Source organism: Pseudomonas sp. FP1742, from assembly GCF_030687145.1.
GTDB classification, from domain to species: Bacteria; Pseudomonadota; Gammaproteobacteria; order Pseudomonadales; family Pseudomonadaceae; genus Aquipseudomonas; species Aquipseudomonas frederiksbergensis_D.
This window is the reverse complement of sequence record NZ_CP117460.1, coordinates 3,729,609-3,754,172: the sequence shown is the minus strand read 5'-3', so window position 1 is coordinate 3,754,172 and position 24,564 is coordinate 3,729,609. Positions and strand designations below refer to the sequence as shown.

The following is a 24,564-nucleotide window of genomic DNA, read 5'->3' as shown; positions in this document are numbered from 1 at the left end:
ATCAAACATGCAAGACATCCAGCAGCTGTTGGACAAGGAAGACGCCACCGGCCTGGCCGCTTGGGTCAGGCGTGGAGAAGTGCAGCCCGTGGAGCTGGTCGACGCCGTCATCGAGCGACTGGAGCGGGTTGAACCGCAACTCAACGCAGTGGCCGAGCGGCTCTACGACAAGGCCCGCGAGGCGGCGCTCGAACTTCAGGTTCGGGACGGGCTGTTTGCCGGTGTGCCGACCTTGATCAAGGACCTGTTCACACCGGTGCAGGGCGCCGCAATGACCAATGGCTCGCTGGCGCTGGGCGGGGCCCGCGCCGATTTCGAATCCGAGGTGGTGATCCGCCTGCGCCGCGCCGGTTGCCTGATCGTTGGCACCAGCACGGCACCGGAGTTCGGCACATCCTATTCCACCGAGTCGACACGTTTCGGCGCCACCCGCAATCCGTGGAACACCGAGCACAGCGCCGGCGGCTCCAGCGGCGGGGCAGCGGCCCTGGTGGCGGCGCGGGTAGTGCCGTTTGCCCATGGCAATGACGGCGGTGGTTCGTTGCGGGTGCCGGCGTCCTGCTGTGGAGTCTTCGGCCTCAAACCAAGCCGTGGCTTGCTGCCCTCCGGGCCAATGATAGGCGAGGGCTGGGCGGGCATGGGCACCAACCACTGCATCACCTTATCGGTACGTGACAGCGCGGCTTTGCTCGACGCCACGGCGGGAATCGATTTGGGTGCGCCCTATGCTGCGCCGCTGTCGGCGCAACCGTATGTGACTGCTGTACAACAGACTCCGCGGCCAATGCGTATCGCCCTGGTGGAGCAGATCGGGTCTTGGCCGACTTCCACACAAAGCCTGGAGGCGGTGCGTCAGGCTGCGAGCCTGTGTGAGTCGCTGGGGCATCGGGTAGAACCCGCCCGTTTACCGGTGGTGCTGCCTGAGTTTCTTGACCAGGTGTTCACTATCATCGGTGCCAGCACGCGAAACTACGTCGACCTGTTGGGCCAATTGCGTGGCGCGCCTGTACAGCCCGAGGAGCTGGAAGCCCGTACGCGGATCATTCTGCGCGACAAGGGCAGGGTCAGTGGCGCGCAATACGCGGCAGCGGTGGAGTGGATTCATGCCCTGGGCCGGCAACTGGCGCTGTTCATGCGGGATTACGACCTGATCCTCAGCCCGACCCTGACCCGTGAACCGGTACTGATCGGCGAGCTGGACCTGCGGGACGACCGCTTGAGTCTCGATGAGTTGATCGAGCGCTTCCACGGTTACTCGCCGTTTACCGCGTTGTTCAATGCCAGTGGGCAACCGGCAATGTCGGTGCCGCTTCACTGGAGCCCGCAAGGCTTGCCCATGGGCGCGCACTTCGCCGGCCGCTTCGGCGAAGAGGCGACCTTGCTGAGCCTGGCCGCACAACTGGAGCAGGCTCAGCCCTGGCGGCAGCGCGTACCGCCGGTGAATGCGTGCAGGCGCACCACGCTGTAACACGATCGGTAGCAGCTGCCGAGCCTGCGAGGCTGCGTTCGGCTGCGCAGCAGTCGTGAATCCGGCTGATGCGGTCTGCCAGACGTACCGCAAGTTCTGGTTTGACGACTGCTTCGCAGCCGAACGCAGCCTCGCAAGCTCGACAGCTGCTACGGCCGAACGCAGTCACGCAGGCTCGGCAGCTGCTACAAGGAGGGCGCCCCGGTCAGGTTTTATCCGCAATCGGGTTCGCCGTACGCAACGGCGGCTCGGCCGAACGGGCAATCACGCTGATGATCGCCAGTGCTGCAATCAGCAGCCCAGGCGAGGTCGCAAGCAAAACGCCGGTGGTGCCGGCCCCGGCCGCCAGAATCTGCCCGGCGGCCAAGGGCCCGGCCACCGATCCGAGGCGACCGATCGCCACCGCCGCGCCAACACCGGTGGCGCGCACCGAGGTCGGGTACGACGGCGGTGCCAGGGCGTAAAGCACCAGCTGTGCGGCCATCACAAATAACCCAGCGGAAAAACCGGCGATGGCCATGGGGACGATGCCCACCGACAGGCCGACCCCGGCCAGCGCCGCCAGCAACCCGGTGTAGACAAACAGCACCACTTTGATGCCGTTGCAGCGATCCAGCAGCAGCCCGCCGAGCAGGGAACCGAGGGCGCCGCCGATGTTGAACAGCATCTGCACCAGGCCTGCCTGGGGTTTGCTGAAACCCTGTTCAAGCAACAGCGATGGCAGCCAGTTGAGCAGCATGTACATCACCGTCAGGGTGAAGAAGTAGCTCAACCACAGCGCCAGGGTGACGCGGGTCCGGTCTTCGCCGAACAGCGCCTGGCCGGTTGACGCGCGCGCCACGTTGACGCTGCCTTGTTGCTGGCGAAAGGCGCTGGACTCAGGCAGCAGCAGGACCATCAGCGGCACCACCAGCAAGGGCACGAGACCACCGATGATGAAGGTCATCTGCCAATGCTCGGCAAACAGCATGGCGACCACCGCCGCCAGCGCGCCGCCCAACGGCACGCCGGCATACATGATGCTGATCGCGGTGCCGCGACGTCGCTCACCCACGGCTTCGGCACACAGCGCAATCAGGTTGGGCAGGGCGGCACCCAGACCCAGGCCCGTCATGAAGCGCGCCAGCAGCAGGCCGGAAAAACTGCTGACATAGGCCGTGTTGAGGGAGAACAGGCCGAACAGCAGCACGGCGCCGATAAGGATTTTCTTGCGGCCGATGCGATCGGCGATCCAGCCGCCGAAGAAGGCGCCCGGCAGTAAACCAATAATGCCGGCGCTGAATACCCAGCCCATCATTTTCGGGTCCAGGGCAAAGGTCTGGCGCAGGCCCGCGGCAGCAGTGCCGGCGGCTTGCAGGTCGAAACCTTCGATCAGTGCAACGATAAAACACAGGGCGATGGTCAGCGTCGTGCGACGTGATGGGGTGTCCATGGCGAACCTCATTATTGTTTTTGTTGGGGCTGACGGGTGAACGCGAGCCTGGCGATAACAGGCTGAAATTAAGATTAACAAAGATAACTAAAAAATGAATGGTCGAGGTTTTCAGCCTAAAAATGTCATTAATTACATTGAAATCAAGGTGATGACCTGTGACGGAGGATGAATTTTAAAAATAGATAATAATATTAATGTTCGATTATCGGTCATTGTGGATTGACGCCACCCTCAGGCGTTTCCATTCTCTGATCGGAGATCCTTGGGGCAACCCGACGATCCCGTTCAAAAAACAACAACAATAAGTGGACATCGAACATGCCAAATCTCCCTCGGAACGCCTTTGCGGCGATCTCAGCCTTACCTGTTCGCGCACGTCGTCTGGCCCTGTTGGGTTTGAGTGTGATTGCCACTCCGGCGCTGGCCGAAGGCTTTATCGATGACAGTCACGGCACCTTGACCCTGCGCAATTACTACCTGGATCGGGACTACAAGGACGATGGGGCGAAGACCGCGGCCCGGGAATGGGCCCAGGGTTTCATCATGAATATGGAGTCGGGCTTTACCCCGGGGACCGTCGGCTTCGGCCTTGATGCTCGCGGCCTGATGGGGGTCAAGCTGGACTCGTCGCCGGACCGCAGCGGCACCGAGTTGTTGCCGGTGTCCGCTAGTGACAAGCGTGCGGCGGACGAGTATTCGCGCCTGGCCATGACCGCCAAGATGCGTTTTGCCCAGACCACGGTGAAGACCGGCGATGTATCGATCTTCCTGCCGTTCGCTTTCGCCAGTCCGTCACGGCTGCTGCCGCAGACGTTTCGCGGCACCACCCTCAGTTCAAAGGACATCGACGGGCTGACCTTCAACACTGGCTACATCGATCGCATCAACAAGCGCGACTCCACCAACTACCAGCCGATGAGCATCGCCTCGCCGAACCGGCGTTTCAACGGCGCGGCCACCTCATCGCACATGGCCTATGTCGGTGGCGATTACCAGGTGAACAAGGATCTGAGCCTGCGTGCCTATCACGCCGAAGTGGCGGATCTGTACCAGCAGAACACCCTGGCCTTGCTGCACACGCTGCGGGTGGGCGAGGGCACGTTGACCACTGACTTGCGCAGTTTTTTCAGCGACGAGGACGGCAGCGCCAAGGCCGGCAAGGTGGACAACCGCAACCTCTCGGCGCTGTTCGGCTACCGCTTTGGCGGCCATCGCCTGAGCCTGGGCTATATGCACTCCAGTGGTGACACCGCGACGCCCTATGTGTCAGGCACCGAGTTGATGGGCATGAGCGAGCTGACCATGAGCTCGGACTTTCTCAATGCCAAGGAGCGGACCTGGCAGGCGATCTACGACTATGACTTTGCCGCTGCCGGGGTGCCCGGCCTGAAGAGCCGGCTGCGTTATGTGCGCGGTGACCATATCGAACTGGCGGCGCTGAATGCCGACGACCGCAAGGAGCGGGAGTTCCAGATGGAGCTGGGGTATGTGATCCAGAGTGGCCCGCTGAAGAACGTCGGGCTGATGGCGCGCAAGTCGATCTATCGCAATGACTTCCCCGCCGGCGCGGCGTTTCGCGATGAAAACCAGACCCGCTTTCTGGTGCTCTACACCGTGCCGATCTGGTAAGTCGTTTCAGGCCTGATAGACCTTCTTCAGCAACCTGAGCAGTTCTTCGCGTTCCTGACTGTCGAGGGCGGACGTGGCATCCATGTCGCTCTCGGCAGCGATCAGTTTCAGCTCCTTGAGCAGGGTTTCGCCGGTCTTGCTGAGAAAAATCCCGTAGGAGCGTTTGTCCGGTTTGCAGCGCACTCGCACCGCCAGCGCCCGGCTTTCCAGTTTGTTCAGCAGCGGCACCACTTGCGGTGGCTCGATGGCCAGTGCCTTGGCCAGGTCGGCCTGCATCAGCCCGGGGTTCTGGTCGATGATCGCCAGGGCCGAGAACTGCGCCGGGCGCAAGTCGTGGGCCGAGAGCCGGCCAATCAGGTTCTGGAACAGTTTCAGCTGCGCCCGGCGCATGGCGTAACCGATCAGGTCGTCGAGGGCTGCGTCCAGCGACGCCTGGGTTTCGGGGCTGTCGGCAGGCGCCTCGGGAGCGGCGGCAATCTTGGAAGACTTGGCCATTGCAGGGTGAATCCTCGGGCTGGCGGTTAAGAAGGCTATCTAGTTTGCCGAGATTGGCCGGGGATAGCCACGACTTCAGTCGCGACGCACTCTTTGTAGCAGCTGCCGAGCCCGCGAGGCTGCGTTCGGCTGCGAAGCAGTCGTGAGTCCGGCTGACGCACGCTGTCTGACTCACCGCAATTTCTGATTTTACGGCTGCTACGCAGCCAAACGCAGGCTTCGCCAGCTGCTACAGATCGCAATACGGCTTAACTGACTCGCATTGGTTTTCGGGACAGAAAATGCTTTGTTAATATTATTAATAGTTAATTGACATAACTATATTTGCAGTTTAGTTTTTACCCATCGTCAAGCCAAGAACAAGAGAGCATCGCCATGAGCAATTACGAAGGTCGCTGGACAACGGTCAAAGTGGAAATCGAGGAAGGCATCGCTTGGGTCATCCTCAACCGTCCGGAAAAACGCAACGCCATGAGCCCGACCCTGAACCGCGAGATGATCGACGTTCTGGAAACCCTGGAGCAGGATCCGGACGCCGGTGTCCTGGTGCTGACGGGGGCGGGCGAAGCCTGGACTGCGGGCATGGACCTCAAGGAATACTTCCGTGAAGTGGACGCCGGCCCGGAAATCCTTCAGGAAAAAATCCGCCGCGAAGCCTCTCAATGGCAATGGAAACTGCTGCGCATGTACGCCAAGCCGACCATCGCCATGGTCAACGGCTGGTGCTTCGGTGGCGGTTTCAGCCCGCTGGTGGCCTGTGATCTGGCGATCTGCGCCGATGAAGCGACTTTCGGCCTGTCGGAAATCAACTGGGGCATTCCGCCGGGCAACCTGGTGAGCAAGGCCATGGCTGACACCGTGGGCCATCGCCAGTCGCTGTACTACATCATGACCGGCAAGACCTTCGGCGGGCAGAAAGCCGCCGAGATGGGCCTGGTCAACGAGAGCGTGCCGCTGGCGCAACTGCGTGAGGTGACGATCGAGCTGGCGCGTAACCTGCTGGAGAAAAACCCGGTGGTGCTGCGCGCAGCCAAGCACGGCTTCAAGCGTTGCCGCGAACTCACCTGGGAGCAGAACGAAGATTACCTGTACGCCAAGCTCGATCAGTCGCGCCTGCTGGACACCGAAGGCGGTCGCGAGCAGGGCATGAAGCAGTTCCTCGACGACAAGAGCATCAAGCCCGGTTTGCAGGCTTACAAACGCTGAACCCTGGCGTTGAGAACAAGGCGAGCTGGCCGGGCGATCGAGCGTCCGCCAGCTGTTCGCCCCGGCGCCTTGGCGCTACTGTGACCCCCTCGACTGTATTCCCGATAAAGACAATAAAGAGGAATCACCATGCTGGACGTGCCCCTGCTGATCGGCGGCCAGTCGTGCCCCGCCCGAGACGGTCGAACCTTCGAACGGCGTCATCCGGTGACCGGCGAAATCGTGTCGCGGGTTGCCGCCGCCACCCTGGAAGATGCCGACGCCGCCGTGGCTGCGGCCAAAGCGGCATTCCCCACCTGGGCGGCCCTGGCCCCCAATGAACGACGCACCCGGTTGCTGCGCGCCGCCGAGCAGTTGCAGGCCCGCAGCGCGGAATTCATCGCCGCTGCCGGCGAGACCGGCGCCATGGCCAACTGGTACGGTTTCAATGTGCATCTGGCGTCGAACATGCTGCGTGAAGCGGCGTCGATGACCACCCAGATCACCGGCGAAGTCATTCCCTCGGATGTGCCCGGCAGCTTCGCCATGGCCCTGCGTCAACCCTGCGGCGTGGTGCTGGGCATCGCGCCGTGGAACGCCCCAGTCATCCTCGCCACCCGTGCTATCGCCATGCCGTTGGCCTGCGGTAACACCGTGGTGCTCAAGGCGTCGGAACTGAGCCCGGCGGTGCATAGGCTGATCGGCCAGGTATTGCAGGACGCCGGCCTCGGTGACGGCGTGGTCAACGTCATCAGCAACGCGCCCCAGGATGCCGCGGCGATTGTCGAACGGCTGATCGCCAACCCGGCGGTGCGTCGGGTCAACTTCACCGGCTCGACCCATGTCGGGCGCATCGTTGGTGAACTGTCGGCGCGTCATCTCAAGCCGGCGTTGCTGGAACTGGGCGGCAAGGCGCCGTTCCTGGTGCTGGAAGATGCTGACCTGGATGCGGCAGTCGAGGCGGCGGCTTTCGGTGCCTTTTTCAACCAGGGGCAGATCTGCATGTCCACCGAGCGCCTGATCGTCGATGCCAAGGTGGCCGATGCCTTTGTCGCCAAACTGGCGGCGAAGATCGCCACCTTGCCCGCCGGCAACCCCAGTGCGGAAGGTTCGGTGCTGGGTTCCCTGGTGGACAGCAATGCCGGCGAACGGATCAAACTGATGATCGACGATGCTCTCGACAAGGGCGCAACCCTGGTCGCGGGTGGCCGATTGGAGGGCAGTATTCTGCAGCCGACTTTGCTCGATAGCGTCACCGATGCCATGCGCCTGTACCGCGAAGAATCCTTTGGCCCGGTGGCGGTGGTGTTGCGCGGTGAGGGCGATGAAGAGCTGCTGCGTCTGGCCAATGATTCCGAATTCGGCTTGTCGGCGGCGATCTTCAGTCGCGACACCGGCCGTGCGCTGGCCTTGGCCCAGCGAGTCGAGTCGGGCATCTGCCACATCAACGGCCCGACTGTGCACGACGAGGCGCAGATGCCTTTCGGCGGGGTCAAGTCCAGTGGCTATGGCAGTTTTGGCGGCAAGGCGTCCATCGAGCACTTCACCCAATTGCGCTGGGTGACCTTGCAGAACGGACCGCGGCACTACCCGATCTGAGCCGCCGTCGCAGCGTCGGGCGACGCACGCTTGAGAGCTGTCGTCGCCCGCGTGCAGGCCAGACATAACAATAACAAGGCTGCCATGCCCCGGTTGACCGCTTCCCGGCAGACCGGTGGCATGCCTCGATGGAGAACAAGCACGTGAGTTCCGAATTCAGATCGCCACCCCAGGCCGACGCCAGTGCGCCACGCTATCGCCAGGTATCCATCGGCTGTCCTGCGGTCGAGGTCAGCGAAGAGGAGGGCATATTGCATATGCGTTCCCTGGAACCCTTGGCCGAGTTGCCCGTACGCTTGCTCGATCGCCTGGTGCATTGGGCTCGGGTTCGCCCGCAACAGACCTTTATCGCCGCTCGCCAGGAGGGCGGCGACTGGCGTCGGGTGAGTTACGCCGAGATGCTGACCAGCGTCCGCGCCATTGCCCAGAGCCTGCTGAGTTACGGGCTCTCGGCCGATCGACCGCTGGTGATCCTCTCGGGCAACGACATCGAGCATTTGCAGATTGCACTGGGTGCGATGTACGCCGGCATTCCCTATAGCCCGATTTCCCCGGCCTATTCGTTGTTGTCCCAGGATTTCGCCAAGCTGCGGCATGTCTGCGACCTGTTGCAACCGGGCCTGGTGTTCGTCAGCGACGCCGCGACCTATCAGCGGGCGATCGACGCGGTGCTGCCGGCCGATACGCCGCTGATTACCGTGCGTGGCCAAGTGCCGGGCCGCCGTCAGGCGAGCTTTGCCAGCCTGCTGGATCAGCCCGGAGGTGCCGAGGCCGATTACGCTTTCATGGCCACCGGGCCGGATAGCATCGCCAAGTTCCTGTTTACCTCCGGCTCCACCAAACTGCCCAAGGCGGTGGTCACCACCCAGCGCATGCTCTGCGCCAACCAGCAGATGCTGTTGCAAACCTTCCCGGTGTTCGGCGAAGAACCTCCGGTGCTGGTGGACTGGCTGCCGTGGAATCACACCTTCGGCGGCAGCCACAACGTCGGCATCGTGCTGTACAACGGCGGCACTTTTTACCTGGACGACGGCAAGCCGACCGTTCAGGGTTTTGCTGAAACACTGCGCAACCTCAAGGAAATATCGCCCACCGCCTACCTGACCGTGCCCAAGGGCTGGGAAGAGCTGGTCAACGCTCTGGAGCAGGATGGCGAGTTGCGCGAGCGTTTCTTCTCGCGCATGAAGCTGTTCTTTTTCGCTGCCGCCGGATTGTCGCAACGGATTTGGGATCGCCTGGACCGGGTCGCTGAACAGCATTGTGGCGAACGCATTCGCATGATGGCCGGGCTTGGCATGACCGAGGCGTCGCCGTCCTGCACGTTCACCACCGGGCCGCTGTCCATGGCCGGCTACATTGGCCTGCCGGCACCCGGTTGCGAAGTGCGGCTGGTGCCGGTGGATGGCAAGCTGGAAGGACGTTTTCGCGGGCCGCACATCATGCCGGGTTACTGGCGCGCGCCGCAGCAGACCGCCGAGGTGTTCGACGAGCAGGGTTTCTATTGTTCTGGCGATGCGCTGAAACTGGCTGACCCCCGTGATCCGCAACTCGGGCTAATGTTCGACGGGCGCATCGCCGAGGACTTCAAGCTCAGCTCCGGCGTGTTTGTCAGCGTCGGTCCGTTGCGCAATCGTGCGGTGCTCGAAGGTTCTCCTTATGTTCAGGACCTGGTGGTGGCCGCGCCGGACCGCGAGTGCCTGGGTGCGCTGGTCTTTCCCCGGTTGTATGAATGCCGACGTCTGGCGGGTTTGAATGCGCACGCCAGTGACGCCGAGGTTCTGGCCAGCGCGCCGGTGCGTCAGTGGTTCAGCGATTGGCTGCAACGGCTCAACCGCGACGCCACCGGTAATGCCAGCCGCCTGGAATGGATCGCGCTGCTCGATGAACCTGCTTCCATCGACCGTGGTGAAATCACCGACAAGGGCTCGATCAATCAGCGTGCTGTGTTGCAGTGGCGTGCCGACAAGGTCGAGGCGCTGTATCGCGGTGAAGATCCTTCCATCCTGCGCGCCGGACCTCTGCCGTGAACGGCGCGGGGCAGTATTCGAGCTTTAGCGATGTGGCGATTTTCGAAGCCCTGCGCACGCCTTGGGTCGACCTTGGCGGGGCCTTGGCTCAGGTCTCGCCGATCGATCTGGGGATCAAGGTCGGGCGCGAGGTATTGGCTCGCGCTGCTCTCGATCCGTCCTCGGTGGACAGCGTGCTCGCCGGCTCCGTGGCTCAGGCCAGTTTCGATGCTTACCTGCTGCCACGACATATCGGCCTTTACAGTGGTGTGCCGCAAGAGACTCCGGCGCTGGGGGTGCAGCGCATCTGCGCCACCGGTTTCGAACTCTTGCGGCAGGCCGCCAGGCAGCTGGATGACGGCGTTCAGTTGGCCCTGTGTGTGGCGGCCGAATCGATGTCGCGCAACCCGATTGCCGCTTACACCCACCGCAGCGGTTTCCGGCTCGGCGCCGAGGTGGCGTTCAAGGACTTTCTCTGGGAAGCCCTCTACGACCCGGCCCCGGGCGTAGACATGATCACCACCGCCGACAACCTGGCCCGGCGGCATGGCCTGAGCCGCGAAGAGGTGGATCGCTACGCGCTCAGCAGTCATCAACTGGCGTTGCAGGCGCAAACTGACGGCTGGTTCGGACCGGAACTGGTAGCGATCGACAATGAGTGTTTTGAACTGGCCGGCTATCAGCCACGCAATATTCAGTTGCCACGGGGCGTGGACCGCGTGACGCACGATAGTCACCCGCGACCTACCGACCTGAGCGCTTTGGGCCGGTTGCGCGCGGTGCATGCCGGCGGTGTGCAAACGGCCGGCAACAGTTGCGCGGTGGTCGATGGCGCGGCGGCCGCGCTGGTGGGGCGAGCTTCTGCGGCGCGGCGTCCGGTGTTGGCCCATTTGCTGGCCAGTGCCGTGGTGGGCGTGGCACCGGAGTTCATGGGCATCGGCCCGGCGCCGGCGATCCAGTTGTTGTTGCAACGCAGCGGTCTGGCCATTGACGACATCGGCTTGCTGGAAATCAACGAGGCCCAGGCGGCACAGGTGCTGGCCGTGGCGCAGGTGCTGGAACTGGACGGCGACCGCCTCAACCGGCGGGGCGGCTCCATCGCCCTGGGACATCCCTTGGCCGCCAGTGGATTGCGTCTGGTGCTGACCCTGGCCAGGCAACTGCGCGAGGGCAATCTGCGTTATGGCATTGCCGCCGCGTGTGTCGGCGGCGGGCAGGGCATGGCGCTGCTGATCGAGAATCCTGCCTATCAGGGCTGAGGCAGTACACCGCAGCCTCTGCCCAAACCTGGCGTCTCTCTCTTGCGTTACTATGCAGGCCCACCTTTCTGGAAGTTGCCTGGATGAGTAAGCCCGGTCAAACGGTGCTGGTCGCATTGCGCAAGATGATCGCCTCGGGCGAGCTGGCGGCGGGCGAGCGGTTGATGGAAATCCCCACGGCGCAGCTGTTCGGTGTTTCGCGGATGCCGGTGCGCATGGCGTTCCGCACCCTGGAGCAGGAAGGCTTGCTGGTGCGCTTTGGCGGGCGCGGGTTTCAGGTGCGTTCGGTCAGCCCCGATGACATTGCCGGTGCGGTCGAAGTACGGGGCGTACTCGAAGGCCTGGCGGCGCGTCAGACCGCCGAGCGCGGGCTTTCGGACGAAGCCCGGGCGACCCTCGAACAGTGCCTGATGCAGGGCGATCAGCTGTTCGATAAAGGGTACGTGACCATAGAAGACCTGGAGGTCTATCACGACCTCAACATGCGCTTTCACCAGGTGATCGTCGAAGGCAGCCACAACCCGGCGATCGCCGACGCCCTGGCGCGCAACGATCATTTGCCCTTCGCTTCGGTGACCGCCCTGGCTGTGGACCGCAACGACATGGTCCGGGAATACCGACGCTTCAACTATGCCCACATGCAACACCATTCGGTGTTCGATGCCTTGGTCAACCGCCAGGGCGCGCGTGCCGAGGCGATCATGCGCGAACACGCCAACGCCACGTTGCGCTACGCCGAGGTCTTCGGCTCAGCGAAGGCTGACGAGCGGATGAAGGTCATTCTCCGCTCGGAGTAAGCGAGGTTTATCAGATATCCAGAACCAGCAGCGGCGTTTTCGAGCGCGAGCAGCAAGGGGTGAACTGGTCGTTGCAGGCCTGTTCATCCTCGGTGAGGAACAGGTCGCGATGCTCCGGCACCCCCTCCAGCACCCGAGTCAGGCAAGTGCCACAAATGCCTTGTTCACAGGAAATGGCGATCTCGATGCCCTGGTTTTGCAACACCTGCACTACGCTCTTGTCGGCCGGCACCTCGAAGACCTGACCGCTGCTGGCGACCTTGATCAAGAAGCTGCCATCGGCGCCAGTGTCGACGGGGGCGGCGGCGAAGTACTCGCGGTGCAGGCATTGCTCCTGCCAGCCTTTGGTCTTGGCCGTGTCCAGCACATGCTGCATAAAACCGCCGGGACCACACACATATAAATGAACGTCATTGTGCGGCGTGGCCAGAACCTTCGCAGCGTCCAGCACGGTGTCGGGTTCCTGATCGAAATGCAGGAACACCCGGTCGGCAAAAGGCGAGTGGTGCAGGCGTTCGACAAAGGCCGCACGGTCCCGTGATCGGGCACAGTAATGCAGCTCGAAATCCGCGCCACTGTGCGCCAGACGTTCGGCCATGCACAGGATCGGCGTGATCCCGATACCGCCAGCAAACAGCAGGCTGCGCCTGGCTTCATGGGCCAACGGAAACAGGTTACGCGGCTCACTGATCGGCAGGCGCATGCCGGGATGGATCTGCTCGTGCATGGCCAGTGAACCGCCCCGGGAGGCCGGGTCCTTGAGCACGCCGATCAGGTAGCGATGGCGTTCTTCAGGGTGATTGCACAGGGAGTATTGCCGGATCAAACCGCCTGGCAGGTGCACATCGATATGCGCACCGGCGCTGAAGGCCGGCAGCGGTCGGTCATCGACACTGGCCAGCTCATAGCTGCAGATGTCCTGGGCTTCGTTGTTGCGCGATACCACCAGCACTTCGATCATGCCATTGACTCCTGCGAGGCTTGCTCCCTGGCGATCAGGCGCTCCAGAACGCGACGCGACTGCACGCCGCCAGCGTCGATATTGAGCTTGAGCAAATTGCGCGTGGGATGGCTGAGCAGGTTTTGTTGCTGGCGTTCGAGCATCTCCAGGTCCTCGCTGAAAATCTTGCCCTGTCCCTCGCGAATGCTCGCGGTCAAGGCTTCATCCTGCGGATTGAAGTTGCGCGCCATGCCCCAGAAGTACCAGATCGAGGTCTCGGTTTCCGGCGTGATGAAGTCGACGACGATGCTCGACGCCTTGAACTGCCGGGGAGCCTGATAACCGCCATGTCCGGCATGGGCCACGCCGACTTCGATCAGCACATGGCTGGGCGGGGTGAAGCGGCAGATCTGCCAGCGGTCCACCGGTACATCGTCGGCCAGATTATTGCCGCGCAGGGCCATGCGCCAGAAGGGCGGGGCCATGATGTTTTCCATGTGGCGGGCGGTGACCACCTCGTCGCCTTCGACCGTGGTCACGGGCGGCGCGTCGTCGATTTCCTTCTGGCCGATGCTGGACGCATGAACGTAGGTTTCGTGAGTCAGGTCCATCAGGTTGTCGATCATCAGGCGGTAGTCGCACTGGATGTGGAACAGGCCGCCGCCATAGGCCCACTCGTCACTGACCGCCCATTCCAGGTGATGGATCAGCGCCGGATCAGCCAACGCCTGATCGCCGGGCCAGACCCAGATAAATCCATAGCGCTCGACCACGGCGAATGTCTTGTTGCACGGAAAGCCGCGAACCCGTTGCCCAGGCATTTCCACGGTCTTGCCGTCGCACCCCATCACCAGGCCGTGATAGCCGCACACCAGGTTGCCGTTTTCCACATAGCCCAAGGACAGCGGCGCGCCGCGATGGGGGCAAAAGTCCTCGACAGCCGCGACCTTGCCCTCGTGCCCACGGTAAAAAACCATCTTTTCACCACAGATCTGACGGCCCAGCGGCTTGTCGGCGATTTCATCGGGCGTACAGGCGACGTACCAGGTGTTCTTGGGATACATGGAGATTCTCCAAGGTTGTTTTTGTTGTTTAGTGGATCCATTAATTATGATTTATGGGGGTTTTGTCAAACTGATTCTGTTTATTAACGATTTAGTGGATCCACTGATGGCTTTGTAACCCTCCGAATCAATAGCGGATCATCACGGATTTCAGCTCCGTGTAGTCGTCCCAGCTTCGATGCTCGGGATCATGCGCATGGCGCTGGACAAATCGTTGGTCCATAGGCGCGCGCTCAGGCCGCACGGTATGTTGTTCATCAGTTCGAGCAGTTCGAGCAGTTCGTCTTCGGTGTCGTAGGGGAAGAAGGTGGCGACCGGACCGAAGGTTTCTTCGTTGGCCTGTCAGACATGCCTTGGCGCGTCTTGTGGTTTTTCAAGCGGTGTTTACCGATGCAACAGGCTCCCGCGTTGCTGCGCGTGCCGCCAGGAGGGCAAGAACAGCCGCCACGCCCAGCAACGCTGCGCTCAACTCGAAGGTCGTTCGATAACCGCTTGAGTCAAAGACCAGCCCGCCAACGGTCGCCCCCGATGCGATGGCCAGTTGAATGATCGCCACCATTAAGCCGCCTCCCGCTTCAGCAGCCTCTGGCAATGTTCTGGCCAGCCATGTCCACCATCCCACCGGTGCAGCAGTCGCCACCAATCCCCAGAGGCCCAACAAGACCGTCGTGGTTGCGGCCGAACTGCCGAACGAAACCAGCGCCAGTGCAATCACCGCCATCAGGATCGGGATGATGAGGGTGCGATGCAGGCCATTTTTCAAGAGTGGTTCAATCAAGAAGGTTCCCGCGAGGCCCGCCAGACCGAGGACGAGCAACATCAGCGACAACATGGAAACACTGACGTGTGTGACCGTTTCAAGGAAGGGGCGCAAATAGGTAAACAGCATGAACTGCCCCATGAAAAAGACACTGACCGCCACCATGCCTAACGCGACCGGCAGGCTTTGCATCAACCTGAAGACATTTCCAGTACCTGAACCGCTCTGCGACTTCATCGCTGGAAGGCTGAACAGAAGCCAGACAGAGGCGACTATCGCGACCGGGATAACGCACAAGAATGCGCCGCGCCAGCCGATCAAGGCGCCGAGAAAACTGCCCAATGGCGCTGCAATCACTGTCGCCAAAGCGTTGCCGCCGTTGACGATTGCCATGGCGCGAGTGATCTGGTCATCAGGCACCAGGCGCATGGCGGTTGCCGCCGACAATGACCAGAACCCACCTATTGCAATACCGATCAGCGCGCGGCCGATCATGAACACCCAGTAGTTCGGCGCGAACGCGACCACTGTTCCGGAAAGGATCATCAATAGAGTCAGTGACAACAGCAGAGGCTTGCGGTCGATCCGCGCCGCCACCGATGCGATCAGAAGACTGGCAAACAGCGCAAACAACCCGGAGGCGGAAATGCCCTGGCCTGCCTGCCCCTCGGTGATATGCAGATCGGCGGCAATTGGCGTCAGCAGGCTGACGGGCATGAATTCCGAGGCCACCAGGACGAATGCGGCGAGCGACATGGCGAATACGGCGCCCCATGATTTACGAGGCTCTGGGAGAAGGTGATCAGTCATTGTTTGAATCCTGTATTGCGCGAAGCGTCGCAGCCCCGGAAACGAGGCTACGAGAGAACCGGTGCCCGGCCGGGGCACCGAACAGGCTACTTCAGGTTGCTTTTGAAGTTTTCACGTTGCTGGTCTGCGTCGGCATGGCGAATGATTTGCAATGGCTCAAGGGGCTTGTCGCCCGCATGAGCACCATAGGCTTGTACAAGCATGGGAGAGTCCTCAATGGCTTTGTCGGATGAACATTCTCCGGCTCGACCCAGACCTTCTGTAGTGCATTGCGCTGGATTACTTGCCTGATTCTATGAGTCTCTGTTTTTTTGCAGGACGGTCGCGAGCGGGCGAGTTAGAGTTCAGCGAAGAGGTACAAGGCGAACATGACGATCAAACACGACACCGCTGCTCAACACCTGTCGCCACAAGAAACGCTTGCGCGGATCATTGGCGAGCAGATCCCCAAGCCAGGTGACTACGGAACGCCCATTGCGGGCCTGGGCTTTTTCAGGCGCGAACATCCGTCGCCGCCCGTCGTCTGCATGGTCGAGCCAAGCATCATCCTCGTCGCCCAGGGGGAGAAACAGCTGTGGGTAGGTGGCGAGGGCTACCCGTATGACACGTCGCGATTTCTGATCACCTCATTGGACTTGCCCGCCAATTCCGAGGTGCTGGCGGCAAGCCCGGAGCAGCCATGCCTGGGGCTGACTTTGAAGCTCGATCTGCGCATGCTGGCTGAGTTGATAGCCCAGGGTGAATTGCCGCCAATTCGTGACCGGTCAGTGGTCAAAGGTGTAGGCATCGGTTCAGTAACGCCTGCCATGTTGGCGTCGTTCGAGCGCTTGCTGGCGCTACTCGATGAACCCGAAGCCATCCCTGTGCTGGCGCCGCTGATTCAGCGCGAGATTCACTATCGTCTCTTGAGGAGTGATCAGGCTGCCAGGTTGCGGCAGATTACCTCGGTCGATGGCCAGGGTTATCGCATCGCAAAAGCCATCGACTGGCTGAAGTTGAATTACGCCTCGGCGCTTCGCGTCGAAGAACTTGCGGCGCGAGTGCAGATGAGCACACCCACCTTTCATCACCACTTCCGCCAACTCACCTCGATGAGTCCGTTGCAGTACCAGAAGTGGCTGCGATTGAACGAGGCGAGGCGACTGATGCTCAACGAGCATCAGGAAGTATCAAGCGCGGCCTACAAGGTCGGCTATGAAAGCCCGTCGCAGTTCAGCCGTGAATACAGCCGCCTGTTTGGCGTCGCGCCTAAACGAGATATCGCAGTGTTGCGAGGGGCAGGCTAGCGACATGCTGAGGTAAAAGGCATGACGTTCCAGGCGGATGATTTCAGGACTAGACACTCGGGGCCGTTTCCTGTCGGTCACGACCGGTAGCTATGGCTCAGCACCAACCTGCACAAATCTTCTAAACGTCCTTTTCCAAAGCGCGGTAATTTAGTCGTCCAACCGTTCAAAACTGAAACATTACCTCTGGAGCCTTGCGTGGATAAACGCAACTGGATTGAGCTGTCCCAGGATGCCGATACCGGGATTGAATCAATTCGTGCCCATTTTCAGGGGCATGCTTACGATCCGCACTGGCATGACAGTTTTCTGGTGGGGGTCACCGAGCAAGGGGTGCAGCAGTTCAATTGCCGGCGCGCCCGCCACTTCAGTACGCCGGGCAAGGTGTTCATGCTGGAGCCGGGGGAAATACACGATGGTCATGCGCCGACCGAGGAAGGGTTTACCTATTCCATGCTCTACCTCGATCCGCACTGGCTGGAACGGGAGTTGCTCGCATTGTTTGAGCACGCACCCACCAACAGTCAGCCGGGTTTCGCCAACACCCTGAGCCAGGATCCGGACCTGGCCACTGCCATTCATCTAGCCTTCCACGCTCTCCATGAGGGTGATTTGCGCATCGTGTGCCAGAGTGCCATCGACACCTTGTTGGGGGCGCTTACTTGCCACCTTGATTGGCGCAAGCGTCAAACCTTTGATCCGCGCCTGCCGTTGGTGGCCCAGGTTGCGCGTGACTATCTGCATGCTCATGCCTACGAGGACATCGGGCTGGATGATCTGGCTCAAGCCTGCGGGGTTGATCGCTATCGTCTGACGCGGGCCTTCAAGGCAGCCTTTGGACTGGCGCCTCATGCTTATTTGATCCAGTTGCGGCTGACCAAGGCACGGCAGCTGCTGGCGCGGGGCGAGTCGCCGGCACAGGTGGCCAGTGCTCTCGGGTTCGCCGATCAAAGTCATATGGGACGCTGGTTTCGCCGTGCCTACCAGCTCACACCGGCAGATTACCGCAAGCGCTGCTCAAACCTTCCAGACTGAATCCCGCTGACTCGCGACCATGGTTTCCTATTTGATCAAGGAGTCCATGCCATGTCCTTTTCGCTGTTCTTTTCTGCCCCTTCGATGCGCCTTCAGGGAGTCTGAGCCATGGAATCGTTACTGCCTTTCCTGCTGTTTGCGTTCGTTGCCTCGATTACCCCGGGACCGACCAATATTCTGGTGTTGAGCCATAGTTCGCGGTGGGGGCTAGGTGCCACGCTACCCCTCATTTTTGGCGCATGCGTGGCGGCGGCGCTGATAGTGTTTGCCGTCGGGCTCGGCGTGGGCGAGACGCTGCTGCGGTTTGCGCGTGTGCAGCAGGCAATGGCCTGGGCCGGTGTGCTCTGGTTGAGTTGGCTGGCCTGGCAGATCTTTCAAAGCGCGCCGCCGTCCTTGGACCCGGTCACCTCGCGCGCCGAGGGGCTCAGCGTGTTCGGCGCCGCCACCCTGCAATTGGTCAACCCCAAGGTCTGGATGATGGCGGTGGCGGTGGCGAGCGTATTTGTCGGTGGCGACGACAAGACCCTGCGGCTGCTGGTGTTGTCGCTGGTGTTTCTGTTGGTCTCCTTGCCGTGCATGACCCTGTGGGCGTTGCTCGGCGTGGGTAGTGCTCGGGCTTTTGGTTCGCCACAGGCGTTCAAACGCATGAACAATGCATTGGCTTTTTTGCTGTTGGTGTCAGCCTGGTTGACCGTGCTGGTGTAGGTCGAACATTGCCTGGCAAGGTGTGTGGGCGGCTTACGGTGAGTCTGTTTCGCAGTGGGTGGCAAAACCTCAGAGGCGCCGAACGGGCGACGCTGGCTCCCCCAACAACATCTTTTGCCGCCAGGCGGGTGCGCTGGTGGGGAACAGCACTTCGTTCGGCCGCCAGCGAGCAACGCCGAAGGCGGCCGCAATACGCTGGCGTTGCTGGCCCTGGACAAGGACGCGCCGGTAACTGCTCTCGCTCTGCTGTAGCCCCAGCACATAGCCCACGCCCACCTGGAAATCGCCTCCATGGGCCCGCCACCAGGCGGCGATCAACTGCGGGTCGGGCCAGGGCAGGTTTTCATCGGGGTCCATGGCGACATCAGCGTCCTCAGGATCGTCGTTCGGGCCGGCATCGAAATCCGGCAGTTCCTGCAATTCCAGGTCGAGCAGCCCCAGGTCAGCGCCAGTGATCAGACTGAAGGCTTCGCCGGCGACGCGGGCATGAGGCAGGTCGCTCATCTGCTGGATCAGCCACGGCACGCTGAACGGATCGCCCAGCAGCCCGATGGCCTGGATGCCGATGCGCTGCTGCTCAGGGTTCTCTATCAATTGGCGTATCCAGGCGATGCTGTTTTCACGCTTTTGCCAAGCCAGTAATACGCAGAGCGCGCGGTACTGGAACTCGCCCGGTTGCTCGGCGAACTGGCGCAGCGGTTCCAGGGCGTACTCATCGCCCATCTGTGCAGTGGCCCAGTTGGCCCAGAAGCGCGTGGCTGGATCCGGGTGTAGACGGTGGGCACGAATCGTCGGCATCAGATCACGACGACGCAACTCGCCGGCAGTACGAGCAGCACGAGCCAGGACGCTTGGGTCGGTGTGGGTAAGTCCGGTAAGCAGGGCGGGGCCAGGGTCGTGGCGGTGCATGCCACAGGCGGCCAGGCCGAGGCGGTGGAACAGGGGCTCAGGGGCGGCGAGCATGCGGTCGATCCAGGGCGATATCCACTCCCAGTCGAGCCAACCCAAGGCCATCAGATAACCGCGCTCTGTGTCCACGGCACTGCGCAAGTGCTCGCTGAGCCGCGACAACACCTGCGTGTTACCCGCCTCGAAGGCCAGTACCGCACTGGCGAACATCTCGCCGATGGCGTGTGGGCCGAGTTGGGTCAGGAGGGTTTCCAGGCCGATGGTGCCGGCGATTCGAAGGCCGTCGAGGTGGGCGTCGATGCGGCTGTCGAGGTTGCTGAGGTCATCCAGATCGTAATGCGGCGCGCGCTGGGCATCGTCGCGCAGGACGGCGAGGAAGCCGGCTTCTTCGGCGTGTTGGTCGATGATGATGGGTAGGGATATCAAACTGAGCCTGCCTGGGTCGATATCACGGGGTCACCTCGGTCCAACGCTGCCCATCCTCGGTCCAGACTACGTTCTTCGGTCCGCAGGACCAGAGAACACCATCATTTGCATGGAGATGGCGGCTACTGGGCTTACTGGGCAAATTCATGTCGACTGCAACCAGATTGTCATTGCCGTCGAGGCGCAATAGACCGGAATCACAGGCCAAATAGAGCTCGCCGTTGAACCACTCCATACCCCAGAGGTCTTCGCTGGTCGCGTTCTGTCCAACGGCTTCCCACTGCGAACCATCGCCACGCAGCAAAGTGCCCATCTGCCCGCATATAAACACTAAATCTTCGCGAACGACCTTGACCCGATGCAATACAAGATTGGTTGGACTTTCCCGATTGAACCATTTGCCTTCCAGGCGTTGCCAAATTTCGCCATTGAATCCGACGGCATAGAGATTTTCTTCTCTGATGCCGTCGATGGAGTTGAAACCGCATAGTTCAATCTCGCCTCTGGGTAAAACCACTCCCTGGTCCTGGCGCGTCCATTTGGCTGGCCCCTCGCGACGGTAAACCTGGCGGCCCATGCCAGTGGCGTAGGGAACACCGTTGATGAGTTGCAGATCCCGAATAGGACCGCGACGAGCAGGGCCATCGAGTGAGTCGTCGATCTCTTCTTCGGTTGAGCCAACCATTGTGCTGACTGACACAATACCGTCTGGACCTGTAGCGAAAACCATGATTTCCGGTACTTCAATTGCACAGATTCGCGTGGCGTGCCACTCGAGGTTGAAGGAGAACCAGCGGTTCTGGGACCTGTCCCACTTGAGCAGTTTGGAGGCGGTCGAGCCACTTTCCTTCAATACATCGACTTGGGCGATGACTCGACCAACATTGCGGCTCTGCATGAAGCCGGAAAGGAAGGAGTATTCGTTAGACATAGCAAACCTATCGTTCTTGAAATTGAAAATTAAGCGGCAGAGTGGGCGTTGGATGTGATGCCTTTGATGGTCTCGATCGCCTGGTCGACAGCCTTCTGCTGCGTGGGAGTCAGCGTGCCGGAAGAGCGCTTGTCCGAGCCTGGATCGCTGCGCACTGGTGTGTTGTCTTCCATGTCACATTTTTTCTGGTGATAGTCGTCCAGCTGGTTGGCTATGCACTTCGAGTTGCAATGAGGGAATGCCGTACTGTGGGCGAGTGCACCTGCTTCACGGGCATTTTTGTAAGTCCATTTGGCATTAGCGGGTAGTCGCTGGTCGCTGCCTGGTTTGATCTTGTCACCGGAGTCCGGCCAGGATTGCAACACCGGACCGTTGTTGTGGGCCGCCTCCATCTGGCCCTGGACCGCATGGAGGATTCCATGGGTACCGTCGTCGCGCGACTGGGATGCACACACGCACGGCGCGTTGTCTTGCTTGTACTTCTCGAAGCCAGTCAAGGCTGTGCCACGTTCCCCCGTCTTAGAGAAACAATGTACCTCGATCAGGTGGTGACCTGTGATCTCCGGGTGACAGCAAAAACTCTTGTCTTTCTTTTTCGGTTTGAGCACGCATGCCTTGGCTTTCTTGCATTCATCGTCGCAATCCATTCCATCCGGTACTTTGTTGCCTCTCTCGGTCTCCCGCTTGGGACGTATTTTCGCATCCTTGCATTTATCCTCGGCAGCGTTTTGCTCGTCTTTGCAGACCTGGCCTTCGCTGGCGTCGAACGCTATCGCATCCACATGCATCCACGTTGGTGTGTTACCAGGTGATGATGCGTGGTTGTGGGTTGTCAGGTCCATGTGTCGCACTACGTTCTCGCCTTCGAACTTCACATCCATCGACCAGGAGGTGAAGTACACCTTGCCCTTGATCTTACTGGTGATCACGCCCTTCTTCGGCGCGCAACCGGCCTCATCCCCATAGCTGGTCTTGAAGTAGCTCTTGTTCTTGAGCATCACTTCCTTACCACTGATCTTCACCGTACGACTGCCCTTGGTCGTGTCCTTGGCCATGCCGGTATTGGGGTAGGGGATCGGCACCCCCAGCGGGGTGGGCGGGGCCTGGGGTGGGGTGAAGCAGACATCCGGAAAGCAGGCGATCGACTTGCCAGCCGCCGCCTTGCAAGAAACTTCCATATTGTTGGCGTAGACCTCATTCGCCATCACGCAGCCCTCACAGTCTGGTAACTGAGCATCGCGGCGGCGCGTTCGCCGGCGTCGTTGCCCAAGTGGCAGAAGATATTCGGGCCTTCGCCATAGCCCTTGCGGCTGGCGGCCAGTGCCACGGCGAGCATCGCCGGGCCGATGGCGGCGCCGACTTCGCCGATGCAGTCGGCGGGGTGCCAGAGGTGGAAGAACTCCTTGCGCACGCGCAGGGTGCGGCTCAGGGCCAGGGACGCTTCCTTGAAGTAGTACTGCTCGCCGGAGATGTCGGTGAGCCGATAATCCATTTGCTCCAACCCGCAGCCGACTTCGCTCAGGGCGGCGCGTACGGCTTGGGTCAGGCCGTCGGCGCGCAGGGGAATGTCTTCGGCCTCCACCGTGGCCTTCTCCATACCGAACCCCAGGCCGATGCAGGCCAATTGCGGCTCTTGGCTGGCGACGGGGGCGGCCAGCACCACGGCGGCGGCGCCTTCGCCGGGGATAAATCCGTTGGAGTTCTGGCTGGTGAGCAGGCGTTGGCGTTCTTCGAAGGCTGCCAGGGTCGGCCCGCTGAGGAAGGAGTCGACGCCGGCAATCAACACATGGCGATGGCCGCCCTGGTAGATCAGCGTGCGCGCATTCAGCAGGGCCACGGCAGCGCTGACCCGGCCGCGGGAGATAACGTTGGAGCCGGGATGAAAGCGCAGGCCCAGTTCGGCTTCGATGGCGTGCAGCAGCCCCTTATCGAGACCATCGAGGCGGCCGGGGCGCTCGACTTCCGCCACCCCCAGCAACAGCGGGGTCTTTTCCGGGTCGACGTTGGGGGTGCTTTGCAGTGCCTCGGCGATGGCGCGGGCGGCCATTTTGATCAGCTTGGTGCGGCCGCGCCAGGGCTGTTCCAAAGGCACGCTGGCGGCAATCAGCCATTGCCCACCTTGGTCGATAAAGCGGGTTTCCTGGAAGTTGTCGATGGCACAGCGGATCGCCGCGCAGCTCGCGGGTGCGCTGAGGCCGACAGCGCTGACCATGCCGGAGCCGATGATGCAAAGCGCGGTCATCAGTTCGCCTCCTCGGGTGCGTGCTTGCCTTTTACCAGGGAGGAGAGCGACGGGTAGTAATCCTTGCCCAGTTCACGGGCGCGCCACCAGCCCGTGGACATCGTGCCGACCAGCACCTGAGCGATCTCGAACATGTTGCGCCGTAGCGGACGGGCGACACGCCAGGTCAGTTGCACCTGGAGCGCGTCGGTGTCGATCAGCAGGGTATCGATCACCGCCTGCACAGTCTCATGACCGCCTTTTTTCAGGAAGAAGGTCACCGGCACGTCGATTTCGGGGATGCGAAAGCCCGCGCGCTCCTGGGGCGTGAGGTTGAGCAGCAGCACGTCCTCGCCGCCTCGCAGATACTGGATCTGCTGATCGTCAGGGGCCGCCTGAAAGTAGCGGCGGTCGAAATCACCCGGCAGAAACGGAAAGCAGTCGGCCAACCAGGTCTCGTCATAAGTACCGGCGAAGCGGGCGCGTTGCGGCCAGCTACGGCCGATGGGGCCGAGGGCCATCGGGCGGTAGTCGCCAGAGGGACTGTCGATCGCCTTGCCCAATTCCTCGGTGTTCGGCATCGGCATGCCAACGATGTCAGCACTACCCACGCGGCTTGGGAACCAGCCACAACCGGTCGGATTGTCCAGGTAGCAGTGACGCATTTCGGAGTCTTTGGCCATCGGATGACTGCCGCCAAAGGCCTGGGCATAAGAGATGTGCTGCTCGGTGAAGGGCTGCGGCAAGCCGGGAGAAACGCCCAACAGCCCCGGTTGCCACTGCCGGGGGCCGAGGACGGAAAAGGCTTTGCTCATCTGACCGACGCGAATGCCCGCAGCCAGTTGCCTCACGGGCCGCCCGCCTGGGGCATAGGCCTTGCCGCGCACCAGCACATCGCAGAATGGCTTGACCGGGGCGAAGTCCATTTCCTGCAGCGGGGCGCTGAGACCAGGCTCGCCGAGGAAGGTATCGGCCATCAGCAGCGGTTGCTGGCTGTCGGCGAGGGTCGCCGCGCGGCCGTCCAGCGGCAGATTGAAAGTGCCTTTGGCCACCACCACCAGGGATTCGCGGCCATCGGGCTCCGTGCCCTGGGTATAGGCAGCAAGCAGTTTGCTGGCGTTGAGCAGTTCCATGGGCCGAATACCTGTCTAGTTGATCTGCACCGAACCACCCTTGATGCGGTTGACCCCGCTGGAGCGGCTGGACAGGTAGGCGCCCTGGATAATCACTTTACCCGCGCGGGTCAGGGTGATGCTGGCCTTGCCGCAGCGCAGCACGATCTCGCGTTCGGCACTCAATTCCAGGCGCTGGTCGTCCAGTTGCACGCAGGCAACCGGTGCGGGCGCCGCGGCCTGGCCAAGCAGGCGACCGATCACTAGCGGGCGGAAAGGGTCGCCATCTTCGAACATCAGCGCCACCTGGGTGCCGATGTCCTCAGGGGCGAGCAGGGTGGTGCTGCGGGCGGCGATGCTCTGTTCCTCGGGGCAGCCGGGGTAGGTCACCAGGGGCGCACTGGCCTGCGGCAGGTCGAGCAGGAGGCCGATGACCACGCCATCGATGCGGGCCTGGGTGGGTAGTGGGTATTGAACCGTCATACGCGTGAC

At 61.6% G+C, this 24,564-nt stretch carries 21 protein-coding genes and 1 pseudogene; 10 read left to right on the top strand and 12 right to left on the bottom strand.

Annotated elements, in window-relative coordinates:
- The first annotated feature begins 7 nt into the window (after positions 1-7).
- A complete protein-coding gene (locus PSH64_RS16600; RefSeq protein ID WP_305477866.1) occupies positions 8-1,468 on the top strand; it encodes an amidase in 1,461 nt (486 codons plus the stop codon).
- Positions 1,469-1,673: 205 nt separating this feature from the next.
- On the opposite strand, the gene mhpT is transcribed toward PSH64_RS16600, so the two are convergent.
- Complete coding sequence (gene mhpT, locus PSH64_RS16595) at positions 1,674-2,900, bottom strand: 3-(3-hydroxy-phenyl)propionate transporter MhpT (RefSeq protein WP_305477865.1); 1,227 nt, start codon at positions 2,898-2,900, stop codon at positions 1,674-1,676.
- Positions 2,901-3,221: 321 nt separating this feature from the next.
- Between mhpT and PSH64_RS16590 the strand changes: the two genes are divergently transcribed.
- On the top strand, positions 3,222-4,532 hold the full coding sequence (locus PSH64_RS16590; RefSeq protein WP_305477864.1) for an OprD family porin: 1,311 nt from the start codon (positions 3,222-3,224) through the stop codon (positions 4,530-4,532).
- 6 nt (positions 4,533-4,538) lie between these two features.
- Here PSH64_RS16590 and PSH64_RS16585 read toward each other — a convergent pair whose 3' ends face one another.
- Positions 4,539-5,027, bottom strand: a complete 489-nt coding sequence (locus PSH64_RS16585; protein ID WP_018927890.1) for a MarR family winged helix-turn-helix transcriptional regulator — start codon at positions 5,025-5,027, stop codon at positions 4,539-4,541.
- Between the two features lie 375 nt (positions 5,028-5,402).
- On the opposite strand from PSH64_RS16585, the gene PSH64_RS16580 reads away from it, so the two are divergent.
- The 5 genes from PSH64_RS16580 to PSH64_RS16560 all read left to right on the top strand — a co-directional run bounded on the left by PSH64_RS16580 (position 5,403) and on the right by PSH64_RS16560 (position 11,873).
- Positions 5,403-6,233 carry a p-hydroxycinnamoyl CoA hydratase/lyase gene (locus tag PSH64_RS16580; protein WP_007895816.1) on the top strand — a complete coding sequence of 277 codons (831 nt, stop codon included), beginning with the start codon at positions 5,403-5,405 and terminating at the stop codon, positions 6,231-6,233.
- 129 nt (positions 6,234-6,362) lie between these two features.
- On the top strand, positions 6,363-7,811 hold the full coding sequence (locus PSH64_RS16575; protein ID WP_305477863.1) for an aldehyde dehydrogenase: 1,449 nt from the start codon (positions 6,363-6,365) through the stop codon (positions 7,809-7,811).
- Positions 7,812-7,954: 143 nt separating this feature from the next.
- Positions 7,955-9,838 (top strand): feruloyl-CoA synthase, encoded by a 1,884-nt coding sequence (locus PSH64_RS16570; protein WP_305477862.1) that lies wholly within the window; start codon positions 7,955-7,957, stop codon positions 9,836-9,838.
- Positions 9,835-11,076: a thiolase family protein gene (locus PSH64_RS16565; protein WP_305477861.1), complete on the top strand. Its 1,242-nt coding sequence runs from the start codon at positions 9,835-9,837 to the stop codon at positions 11,074-11,076. Before PSH64_RS16570 ends, PSH64_RS16565 begins: the two co-directional genes overlap by 4 nt.
- Before the next feature lie 83 nt (positions 11,077-11,159).
- Positions 11,160-11,873, top strand: coding sequence for a GntR family transcriptional regulator (locus tag PSH64_RS16560; RefSeq protein WP_105341047.1), 714 nt, complete (start codon positions 11,160-11,162; stop codon positions 11,871-11,873).
- 10 nt (positions 11,874-11,883) lie between these two features.
- Here PSH64_RS16560 and PSH64_RS16555 read toward each other — a convergent pair whose 3' ends face one another.
- From PSH64_RS16555 to PSH64_RS16540, 4 genes and pseudogenes are all read right to left on the bottom strand, one after another.
- A complete protein-coding gene (locus PSH64_RS16555) occupies positions 11,884-12,834 on the bottom strand; it encodes a PDR/VanB family oxidoreductase (protein ID WP_305477860.1) in 951 nt (316 codons plus the stop codon).
- Positions 12,831-13,877 (bottom strand): aromatic ring-hydroxylating dioxygenase subunit alpha, encoded by a 1,047-nt coding sequence (locus PSH64_RS16550; protein WP_305477859.1) that lies wholly within the window; start codon positions 13,875-13,877, stop codon positions 12,831-12,833. Before PSH64_RS16550 ends, PSH64_RS16555 begins: the two co-directional genes overlap by 4 nt.
- 165 nt (positions 13,878-14,042) lie before the next feature.
- A pseudogene (locus PSH64_RS16545) lies at positions 14,043-14,213 on the bottom strand (aldehyde dehydrogenase family protein); the annotation flags it as partial.
- Between the two features lie 37 nt (positions 14,214-14,250).
- Positions 14,251-15,447: an MFS transporter gene (locus tag PSH64_RS16540; protein WP_305477858.1), complete on the bottom strand. Its 1,197-nt coding sequence runs from the start codon at positions 15,445-15,447 to the stop codon at positions 14,251-14,253.
- A gap of 368 nt (positions 15,448-15,815) precedes the next feature.
- On the opposite strand from PSH64_RS16540, the gene PSH64_RS16535 reads away from it, so the two are divergent.
- The 3 genes from PSH64_RS16535 to PSH64_RS16525 all read left to right on the top strand — a co-directional run bounded on the left by PSH64_RS16535 (position 15,816) and on the right by PSH64_RS16525 (position 18,473).
- Entirely contained in the window at positions 15,816-16,733 is a 918-nt protein-coding gene (locus tag PSH64_RS16535; protein WP_105341043.1) for an AraC family transcriptional regulator, read from the top strand.
- 198 nt (positions 16,734-16,931) lie between these two features.
- Complete coding sequence (locus tag PSH64_RS16530) at positions 16,932-17,768, top strand: AraC family transcriptional regulator (RefSeq protein ID WP_305477857.1); 837 nt, start codon at positions 16,932-16,934, stop codon at positions 17,766-17,768.
- Between the two features lie 108 nt (positions 17,769-17,876).
- On the top strand, positions 17,877-18,473 hold the full coding sequence (locus PSH64_RS16525) for a LysE family translocator (protein WP_105341041.1): 597 nt from the start codon (positions 17,877-17,879) through the stop codon (positions 18,471-18,473).
- Positions 18,474-18,542: 69 nt separating this feature from the next.
- Here the strand turns inward: PSH64_RS16525 and PSH64_RS16520 are convergent, their stop codons facing one another.
- Genes PSH64_RS16520 through PSH64_RS16495 form a run of 6 tightly spaced genes read right to left on the bottom strand, consistent with a single transcriptional unit; the run spans position 18,543 to position 24,555 of the window.
- The gene (locus tag PSH64_RS16520) at positions 18,543-19,808 is read right to left on the bottom strand and encodes a TIGR02270 family protein (protein ID WP_305477856.1); all 1,266 of its coding nucleotides are present in this window, start codon (positions 19,806-19,808) and stop codon (positions 18,543-18,545) included.
- Positions 19,809-19,830: 22 nt separating this feature from the next.
- On the bottom strand, positions 19,831-20,739 hold the full coding sequence (locus PSH64_RS16515) for a hypothetical protein (protein ID WP_105341039.1): 909 nt from the start codon (positions 20,737-20,739) through the stop codon (positions 19,831-19,833).
- Positions 20,740-20,768: 29 nt separating this feature from the next.
- Positions 20,769-21,944: a PAAR-like domain-containing protein gene (locus PSH64_RS16510; protein WP_305477855.1), complete on the bottom strand. Its 1,176-nt coding sequence runs from the start codon at positions 21,942-21,944 to the stop codon at positions 20,769-20,771.
- Positions 21,944-22,984: a 3-oxoacyl-ACP synthase gene (locus PSH64_RS16505; RefSeq protein ID WP_105341037.1), complete on the bottom strand. Its 1,041-nt coding sequence runs from the start codon at positions 22,982-22,984 to the stop codon at positions 21,944-21,946. The genes PSH64_RS16510 and PSH64_RS16505 overlap by 1 nt, the downstream gene beginning before the upstream one ends.
- Positions 22,981-24,093: a DUF2169 domain-containing protein gene (locus PSH64_RS16500; RefSeq protein WP_305477854.1), complete on the bottom strand. Its 1,113-nt coding sequence runs from the start codon at positions 24,091-24,093 to the stop codon at positions 22,981-22,983. The genes PSH64_RS16505 and PSH64_RS16500 overlap by 4 nt, the downstream gene beginning before the upstream one ends.
- Positions 24,094-24,108: 15 nt before the next feature.
- Positions 24,109-24,555 carry a DUF6484 domain-containing protein gene (locus PSH64_RS16495; RefSeq protein ID WP_305477853.1) on the bottom strand — a complete coding sequence of 149 codons (447 nt, stop codon included), beginning with the start codon at positions 24,553-24,555 and terminating at the stop codon, positions 24,109-24,111.
- Positions 24,556-24,564 lie beyond the last annotated feature (9 nt).

Coding starts and splice junctions, on each gene's coding strand:
- PSH64_RS16600 (WP_305477866.1), top strand. CDS start 8: ATGCAAGACATCCAGCAGCTGTTGGACAAGGAAGACGCCACCGGCCTG.
- mhpT (WP_305477865.1), bottom strand. CDS start 2,900: ATGGACACCCCATCACGTCGCACGACGCTGACCATCGCCCTGTGTTTT.
- PSH64_RS16590 (WP_305477864.1), top strand. CDS start 3,222: ATGCCAAATCTCCCTCGGAACGCCTTTGCGGCGATCTCAGCCTTACCT.
- PSH64_RS16585 (WP_018927890.1), bottom strand. CDS start 5,027: ATGGCCAAGTCTTCCAAGATTGCCGCCGCTCCCGAGGCGCCTGCCGAC.
- PSH64_RS16580 (WP_007895816.1), top strand. CDS start 5,403: ATGAGCAATTACGAAGGTCGCTGGACAACGGTCAAAGTGGAAATCGAG.
- PSH64_RS16575 (WP_305477863.1), top strand. CDS start 6,363: ATGCTGGACGTGCCCCTGCTGATCGGCGGCCAGTCGTGCCCCGCCCGA.
- PSH64_RS16560 (WP_105341047.1), top strand. CDS start 11,160: ATGAGTAAGCCCGGTCAAACGGTGCTGGTCGCATTGCGCAAGATGATC.
- PSH64_RS16555 (WP_305477860.1), bottom strand. CDS start 12,834: ATGATCGAAGTGCTGGTGGTATCGCGCAACAACGAAGCCCAGGACATC.
- PSH64_RS16550 (WP_305477859.1), bottom strand. CDS start 13,877: ATGTATCCCAAGAACACCTGGTACGTCGCCTGTACGCCCGATGAAATC.
- PSH64_RS16540 (WP_305477858.1), bottom strand. CDS start 15,447: ATGACTGATCACCTTCTCCCAGAGCCTCGTAAATCATGGGGCGCCGTA.
- PSH64_RS16535 (WP_105341043.1), top strand. CDS start 15,816: ATGACGATCAAACACGACACCGCTGCTCAACACCTGTCGCCACAAGAA.
- PSH64_RS16525 (WP_105341041.1), top strand. CDS start 17,877: ATGGAATCGTTACTGCCTTTCCTGCTGTTTGCGTTCGTTGCCTCGATT.
- PSH64_RS16515 (WP_105341039.1), bottom strand. CDS start 20,739: ATGTCTAACGAATACTCCTTCCTTTCCGGCTTCATGCAGAGCCGCAAT.
- PSH64_RS16510 (WP_305477855.1), bottom strand. CDS start 21,944: ATGGCGAATGAGGTCTACGCCAACAATATGGAAGTTTCTTGCAAGGCG.
- PSH64_RS16500 (WP_305477854.1), bottom strand. CDS start 24,093: ATGGAACTGCTCAACGCCAGCAAACTGCTTGCTGCCTATACCCAGGGC.
- PSH64_RS16495 (WP_305477853.1), bottom strand. CDS start 24,555: ATGACGGTTCAATACCCACTACCCACCCAGGCCCGCATCGATGGCGTG.